Genomic DNA, 4,979 nt, shown 5'->3' on the forward strand with positions numbered 1-4,979 from the left:
GTGAGCGCACCGCCCCGCCGAGGGTGCGCCGGGCGATGTCGGCGCGGCCGGAGGCGTCCGCGGCGAGTTCCTGGAGCCACGCGCGGAGGGGATCGACGGCGCCGTCCGGCAGCATGCCCCGTTCGTCCAGCCGGGACTCGAGGATGACAAACAGCCGGGCCGCTGCGAGACCCTGCCGCTGCAGCAGACCGGCCAGGTCGGCGCGGACTTCACGCTCAACTTCTTCCGGCACCCGGTCCAGGACGACCGCCACTTCGATGTCCCGCTGTGCGGCGTCCAGGAGCAGCGCCCACGGCACGGCATCGGCGTACCGGTTGGCCGTGGTAACAAAAATCCACAGGTCGGCGGCGGCCAGCAGTTGTCCCGCCAAGCGCCGGTTCTCGTCGGCAATCGAATCGATATCCGGCGCATCGAGCAACGCTATGCCCGCCGGAATACTGCTGTCGGCGAGCAACACCAGCGAAGTTCCGGCAGGTTCGCCGGCCGGTTCCGGATTGGGGACTTGCCTGTCGGCGGCGTCCGTCGCCGGCCTTCCGGTGATTCTGCTGAGGCCGGGCAGGATCCGCCGATCGGAAAACCAGGCCGAGTCGCCTGGATGGTGCAACAGGACGGGTTGGCGCGTGGTGGGCCGGATCGCCCCGGCACGGGTGGCCGGGAAGCCCGCCACCGCGTTCACGAGCGTCGATTTCCCGGCGCCGGTGGATCCTCCCACGACTGCCAGCAGCGGGGCTTCCAGCGTGCGGTAGCGGGGCAGGATGTAGTCATTCAATTGGGCAATGGCGGCTGCGATTGATCCGCGGGCTGTGGCGGCACCGGGAACGTCGAGCGGCAACTGGACCGCTTCAAGCGAGCCGCGGCAGTGTTCCAGGAGCACGACGGCGTCCGCCGCTCCCCTGTCCTGGCCCTCGGGCAACCTGCTTGTCACGGTTCCTATCATGCCAGCAGGAGCCGCCAACCCTGCCACGGCGGGCCGTAGGCCTGGTTCTTCGGGGCATACAAAAAGCCGGTCCGGGACGGGATGTCCGGGACCGGCTGTTGGTGACCCCAGCGGGATTCGAACCCGCGTTACCGCCGTGAGAGGGCGGCGTACTAGGCCGCTATACGATGGGGCCGCATAGCTTGCACAGTTGAAGGCCTGCACTGCCTTGTCCTTGTCGGACCGTGACCCCAGCGGGATTCGAACCCGCGTTACCGCCGTGAGAGGGCGGCGTACTAGGCCGCTATACGATGGGGCCGTAGGTTTGCGTGGAGTTTTCGCTCCACACAATCCAGTCTCCGCCGAAGCGGAGACTGTAGCGCTGGGATACCAGGACTCGAACCTAGAATGACGGTACCAGAAACCGTTGTGTTGCCAATTACACCATATCCCACTGGCACTTTCGGAGCCGTTGGAAACGGGCTCTTGCCCATTCCCTAGCGCCTCAGCACGAGTAATTACTTTACCGGATGCCTGCTCGAAAGTGCAAAACGAGCAACGCCCGGCAGTGCCGCCGCGCGCCGCTCGGACCGCGCTCAGCCGCGGAAGGCCTTGATCCGCGCCAGTGAGGAGTCCTTGCCCAGGATCACCATGGACTCGAAAAGCGGCGGCGAAATCCGACGGCCGGAGACGGCGGTGCGCACCGGCCCGAAGGCCAGCCGCGGCTTCAGCCCCAGGCCCTCGACCAAGGCCGACCGCAGGGCCGCCTGGATGTTCTCTGCCGTCCACTCCTCGAGCGGCTCCAGCGCGGCCAGCGCGGCGTCCAGGGCCTCCGTCAGGTTCTCGGGCAGGCCCTTGCGCGCGTCGTCGGCGACCTCGATCTCGTCGTCGTTCTTGAAGAGGAACGCCACCATCTCCGGGGCCTCGCCCAGCAGGGTGATCCGCTCTTGGATCAGCGGTGCGGCGTCGGCCAGGATCATCTGCTCGCGTTCCGTCAACGACTCCCCGACCAGGCCGGCATGCTGCAGGTAGGGGATCAGGCGGAGCTTGAAGTCGCCGGGCTCCAGCAGGCGCACATGGGTCCCGTTGATCGCCTCGGCCTTCTTCAGGTCGAAGCGCGCCGGGTTGGCCAGCACGTCGTGGATGTCGAAGGCCTCCACCATCTGGTCGATGGTGAAGATGTCCTCGTCGGCTGACAGCGACCAGCCCAGCAGGGAGAGATAGTTGAGCAGGCCTTCGCGGATGAAACCGCGTTCCCGGTGCAGGAACAGGTTGGACTCGGGATCGCGCTTGGAAAGCTTCTTGTTGCCCTGGCCCATCACGTACGGGAGATGGCCGAACAACGGCATGTAGCGGGCCACGCCGATGTCCACCAGGGCCCGGTAGAGCGCGATCTGGCGAGGAGTCGAGGACAGCAGGTCCTCGCCGCGCAGGACGTGGGTGATGCCCATCAGCGCGTCGTCCACCGGGTTGACCAGGGTGTAGAGCGGCTTGCCATTGGCGCGGACGACGGCGAAGTCCGGCACGCTGCCGGCCTTGAAGGTGATCTCCCCGCGCACCAGGTCGGTGAAGGTGATGTCCTCGTCCGGCATCCGCACCCGCAGCACCGGTTCGCGTCCCTCGGCCTTGAACGCGGCGATCTGGTCCTGCGTCAGCTCCCGGTCGAAGTTGTCATAACCCAGCTTGACGTCGCGGCCGGCGGACTTGTGCCGGGCCTCGACTTCTTCCGGGGTGGAGTAGGACTCGTAGAGGTGTCCGGCCTCCTTGAGCTTCGCGATCACATCCTGGTAGATGTCGCCGCGCTGGGACTGGCGGTACGGCTCATGCGGCCCGCCGACCTCCACGCCCTCGTCCCACGTGATGCCCAGCCACTTCAGCGCTTCCAGCAGCTGCTGGTAGCTTTCCTCGCTGTCACGGGCGGCATCCGTGTCCTCGATCCGGAACACCATGGTGCCGCCGGTGTGCCGGGCGTAGGCCCAGTTGAACAGGGCGGTGCGGATCAGTCCGACGTGCGGCGTACCCGTGGGAGACGGGCAGAAGCGTACACGGACAGGAGTTTCGTCGTCGACAGTGGGGATGGCAGCAGCAGTAGTCATGATGTGCTCCAGTTTAGTCTGCCGCGCCACTGCCCCTTGCCGGGCGGGAGGCCCGGCTACTTCTTGCGCGGCTTCCTCCGGCGCCAACCGGCGGTGTATCGGTAGAGGTAATAGAGCGCCAACAGGATGCCGACCGCCAGGAACGTCCCGGCCAGCCAGTCCGGGCCGCCCCAGTAGTGGGTGGCCCGGGCCGCCACGGAAAACGTGGCCAGCGATCCGAGCGCAAAGACTCCGAAGGAGCGGCGGCGTGCCGGCATGGGATCAGCGGCGGGCGGTGTTGGACAGGGTGCCGATGCCCTCGATCTCGACCTCGTAGCGCTGGCCGGATTCGATGGTGCCGACGCCGGAGGGGGTGCCGGTCATGATGACGTCGCCGGGGAGCAGGGTGAAGGCCTGGGAGGCGTAGGACACCAGTTCCTTGACGCCCCAGATCATCTGCGAGGTATTGCCGTCCTGCTTCAGTTCGCCGTCGAGCCGGCCGCGGATGGCGAGGTCTTCGGTGTCCAGTTCCGTCTCGATCCACGGGCCGAGCGGGGCCGAGCCGTCGAATCCCTTGGCGCGGGCCCACTGGTTGTCGGTGCGCTGCGCGTCCCGGGCGGTCAGGTCGTTGCCGCAGGTGTAGCCGAAGATGACCTCGTCCACGCGCTCCACCGGGACGTCCTTGCAGATCCGGCCGATGATCACGCAGAGTTCGGCCTCGTAGGAGACTTCGTCGGAGAATTCGGGCAGGACCAGCGGCTCGTTCGGGCCGATCACCGAGGTGTTGGGCTTGAGGAACATCAGCGGGGCGGCCGGCGTTTCGTTGCCCATTTCCTGGATGTGGTCTGCGTAGTTGCGGCCGATGCCGATCACCTTGCTGCGCGGAATGATCGGGGCGAGCAGCCGCACGTCCTCGAGCTTGTGTTGGGCACCGGTGGGCTGGATGCCGTTGAAGAACGGGTCGCCGGCGATGACGGTGATCTGTTCGCTCCCCTCCTCGCCTTCGACGATGCCGTACTGGGGGTCGGATTCAAGGACAAACCGGGCTATGCGCATGGGTTTAGCCTACTGGTTTCCGGCCCGCGGATTTCAAACGGGACGTGCCCGAACCCGCACCACTCATCCGCGCAGGTACTCGAGCTGGGCGGCGACGGAGGATTCGGCGGCGAAGCGGACGGCGGGGTCGACGTCGGCGTAGACATGGTCGGTGACCGCGCCGACGGTCGCGTCGGCGCCGAGGTGCTCCAGGGCGGCGCGGATTTGGTTCAGTCGCAGTCGGCGGTGGCCGGCGTACTCGCGGCAGATGGCCGAAAGGTCCGGCAGCGTGCCGCCGTGCGCGGGCAAGACCTTCGCCGGGCCGAGGAGTTCCAGCCGGGCCAGCGAATCCAGGTACGGGCCGAGCCTGCCGTCCGGGTAGGCGATGATGGTGGTGCCGCGGCCCAGGATCGTGTCGCCGGTGAGCACCGAGCCGTGGGGTCCGTCGTCGGGAAGATGGAAGCTCACCGAGTCCGCCGTGTGGCCCGGCGTGGCCAGCACCCGGATATCGACGCCGGCCGCACGAATCACCTCGCCGTCCCGCAGTGGAGCGGCGGCGTAACAGAGTGCTTCGTCCAGGGCACGCACGGGAGCGCCGGTCAACTCATGGAAGCGTTCGCTCGCTTCGGTGTGGTCGATGTGGTGGTGGGTAATCAGGACCAGTTCCACCTTTCCCGCCGCCGCCAGCTCAGCCAAGTGCTCCTCGTCCAGCGGCCCGGGATCGACAACTGCCACTCCCCCGTTCCCCGGGGCGGCGATCAGGTAGGACTGGGTGCCGTCCAGGCTCATCGGCCCCGGGTTGGGGGCCAGCCGGTACCGGGTCAGTTCACTGCTGCGGACAAGGGAGGGATTCAGTTCAGCGGTCACAGGATTCATCCTCGCACTCCCCGCCCGGCGCCGCAGGCCGGCGCGTGCCAGGAGGCATCCGCCGGGAGGCGGCCGCCGGGGAGGCA

At 67.4% G+C, this 4,979-nt stretch carries 5 protein-coding genes and 3 tRNA genes; all 8 read right to left on the reverse strand.

Annotation, left to right across the window (positions count from 1 at the left end):
- Window positions 1–937 (reverse strand): dynamin family protein (locus AC5RV2_RS14455; RefSeq protein WP_494092905.1); only part of this gene is annotated, 937 nt, incomplete at its 3' end.
- Window positions 938–1,036: 99 nt separating this feature from the next.
- Window positions 1,037–1,112, reverse strand: a tRNA-Glu gene (locus AC5RV2_RS14460).
- 50 nt (window positions 1,113–1,162) lie between these two features.
- Window positions 1,163–1,235, reverse strand: a tRNA-Glu gene (locus tag AC5RV2_RS14465).
- 63 nt (window positions 1,236–1,298) lie between these two features.
- A tRNA-Gln gene (locus tag AC5RV2_RS14470) sits at window positions 1,299–1,370 on the reverse strand.
- A gap of 142 nt (window positions 1,371–1,512) precedes the next feature.
- Window positions 1,513–3,012 (reverse strand): glutamate--tRNA ligase, encoded by a 1,500-nt coding sequence (gltX, locus tag AC5RV2_RS14475; RefSeq protein WP_494092906.1) that lies wholly within the window; start codon window positions 3,010–3,012, stop codon window positions 1,513–1,515.
- Window positions 3,013–3,068: 56 nt separating this feature from the next.
- Window positions 3,069–3,269 carry a hypothetical protein gene (locus AC5RV2_RS14480; RefSeq protein ID WP_494092907.1) on the reverse strand — a complete coding sequence of 67 codons (201 nt, stop codon included), beginning with the start codon at window positions 3,267–3,269 and terminating at the stop codon, window positions 3,069–3,071.
- A gap of 4 nt (window positions 3,270–3,273) precedes the next feature.
- On the reverse strand, window positions 3,274–4,047 hold the full coding sequence (locus AC5RV2_RS14485) for a fumarylacetoacetate hydrolase family protein (RefSeq protein WP_493986890.1): 774 nt from the start codon (window positions 4,045–4,047) through the stop codon (window positions 3,274–3,276).
- A gap of 63 nt (window positions 4,048–4,110) precedes the next feature.
- A complete protein-coding gene (locus AC5RV2_RS14490) occupies window positions 4,111–4,902 on the reverse strand; it encodes an MBL fold metallo-hydrolase (protein WP_494092908.1) in 792 nt (263 codons plus the stop codon).
- Window positions 4,903–4,979: the final 77 nt, after the last annotated feature.

The organism is Arthrobacter sp. Y3225116 (assembly GCF_059091245.1).